Raw genomic sequence first — 2,091 nt, 5'->3', positions numbered from 1 at the left:
AAAATTACCCCAGCCCTTTGCGAGTTGGAGTAATTCACTATAATTCACATGCGATTTTTGATAGATTGGAGTTTTTCACTCCAAGGTGCAAGCTCTGCGAGCTGATCATCGGTCATCTCTTTCGTTGGTCGATGGTCCAGCAGAAATTTCAGATATCCGTAAACATTCAGTTCATGCGCCTTTGCCATCTCAACCATTGTATAAACTACAGCACTGGCATTGGCTCCTTCTACAGAATCACTGAACAGCCAGTTCTTCCGGCCGACTGCAAATGGACGGATCGCGTTCTCGCTGAGATTGTTTGTGAAGCTGCAGCGGCCATCCTCCAGATAAATCTCTGTTGTTTCCCTCCGGTTAAGGACATAATTCACAGCTTTATCCATGCGGGTATTCCGGACTGGCTTTTGCTGCTCAAGCCACGACCAGAAAGCCTCCAGAACAGGTTTTTCCTTCTCGAGACGCAGCTGCTTACGCTTTTCATAATCACCGGGATATTTTTTGTTAATGGAATCCTCTATGGCAAACAGGCGGTTACAGTACTGGACTCCCTGTACTGCTGGCTGGCTGTAATCATACTGTTTCCCTTTGGGAACGGCATCGATAAAGTACCGGCGGATATGTGCCCAGCAGGAACACCGTTTGATATCCGGCAGACTGTTGTAGCCCTGATAACCATCCGTTTCCAGATACCCATGATAGCCTTTCAGGAACTCCTTTGCATGGCTGCCGCTCCTGGTTGGAGAATAGCCATATAAAATAATGGCAGGAAGACCGTCTTCGCCGCTGCGGAACAACCACATAAAAGATTGTGTCTGTGCCCGGCGTTCTTCTTCCTTCAGTACCTGGACTCGGGTCTCATCTGCCATTGCGAAGCTGCGCTTCAGCAGTTCCCGGTGGAAGTAATCATACATTGGCTGAAAGTAATTCCTGGAGCAATAGATGATCCAGTTGGCAAGTGTTGTCCTGCTGATCTGGGCACCATACTGTTTCCAGTCTTTCTCCTGACGATAAAGGGGAAGTCCATTGGCGTACTTCTGATACATCGTCCATGCAACGGTGGATGCGGTTGCCGGGCCTTTTCCTACCAGGGCCTGCGGAACCTGAGACTTTACGATCACAGGCTTTTCCGTGTCTCCCAATCCCTCCTTACAGGACGGACATCCATAACTCTGGCTGTAGTATTCGATCACTTTGCATGTGGCCGGGATGAATTCCAGCTCACGGCGGACATACTCTTCGCCGATCAGAACCATCTGCGTACCGCAGACCGGACAGACCTGATCTTCATCCGGAAGAGGGATGACTACTTTTTCAACCTTCAGGCCTTTAAAAAGATCCTCATGGGTTGCTTTCTTCTTGCGAGTATGCTCCCGGATCACGGTCTCTTCTTCCAACAGGGAAGGATCCTGTTCCACTTCCGCTTCATCAAAAAGGTGCTGCTGTCCTGGAATGTCATCGGTTCTTCTTTCGCTGGAAGAACCGAAAAGCTTTTTGGTAAGATAGTCCACCTGTTCCTGAAGGGCTTTTTCGTGGCTGGTTTTTTCGTCAATAACAAGGCGGAGAGATCTGATCAGTTCCGTCTGTTCCGAGACCATTGTTTTCAGTTGTGTTATGGTGTCCTTCAGCTCTCGCAGCTGGATGTCTTTTGCACTGGAAGCCATCGTTCTCTCCTTGGATTTGATACCTCTATTATACCAGAAATACAGCCATTCCTAAAGGAAAACAAGTGCTGAAAAATGCTGAATTTATAAGGAAATCTGCCATTTTTCTGTGCAGGATTTTTACCGGAATCCAGATACTTTTTTACTCTGCTTTGAGTGCTTTTGGTTGGTCGATATCAATTCCTGACATCAGCCAGTCGAACTCCCGCCAGGAAAGATTCCGGACTTCCGACTGCTTCCTTGGCCATTGATAGCCGCCCCGGACAGACAACCGTTTATAGATCAGGACAAAACCATCTGGTTCACGGAACAGAGCTTTGATCCTGTCCCGTCTTCTTCCACAGAACAGGAAGAGCGCACTGGATGTCGGATCCATCTTAAGCTGGTCTTCGATAATGGCACAGAGACCATCAATCGATTTGCGCATATC

Annotated in this window: 2 protein-coding genes; both read right to left on the bottom strand. The window is 48.2% G+C overall.

Features of this window, described 5'->3' with window-relative positions; all coding sequences use genetic code 11:
* Nucleotides 1-44 precede the first annotated feature (44 nt).
* Complete coding sequence (gene tnpC / locus ACTNA4_RS15975) at nucleotides 45-1,661, bottom strand: IS66 family transposase (RefSeq protein ID WP_441031146.1); 1,617 nt, start codon at nucleotides 1,659-1,661, stop codon at nucleotides 45-47.
* A gap of 142 nt (nucleotides 1,662-1,803) precedes the next feature.
* Nucleotides 1,804-2,091: IS66 family insertion sequence element accessory protein TnpB (tnpB, locus tag ACTNA4_RS15970; RefSeq protein WP_441031144.1), on the bottom strand; the 288-nt coding region annotated here is incomplete at its 5' end.

It is taken from the genome of Bariatricus sp. HCP28S3_A7 (genome assembly GCF_052066375.1).
GTDB lineage: Bacteria > Bacillota > Clostridia > Lachnospirales > Lachnospiraceae > Allocoprococcus.
Note: the sequence above shows the minus strand (reverse complement) of the source record. Positions and strands in the feature narration are given on the sequence as shown.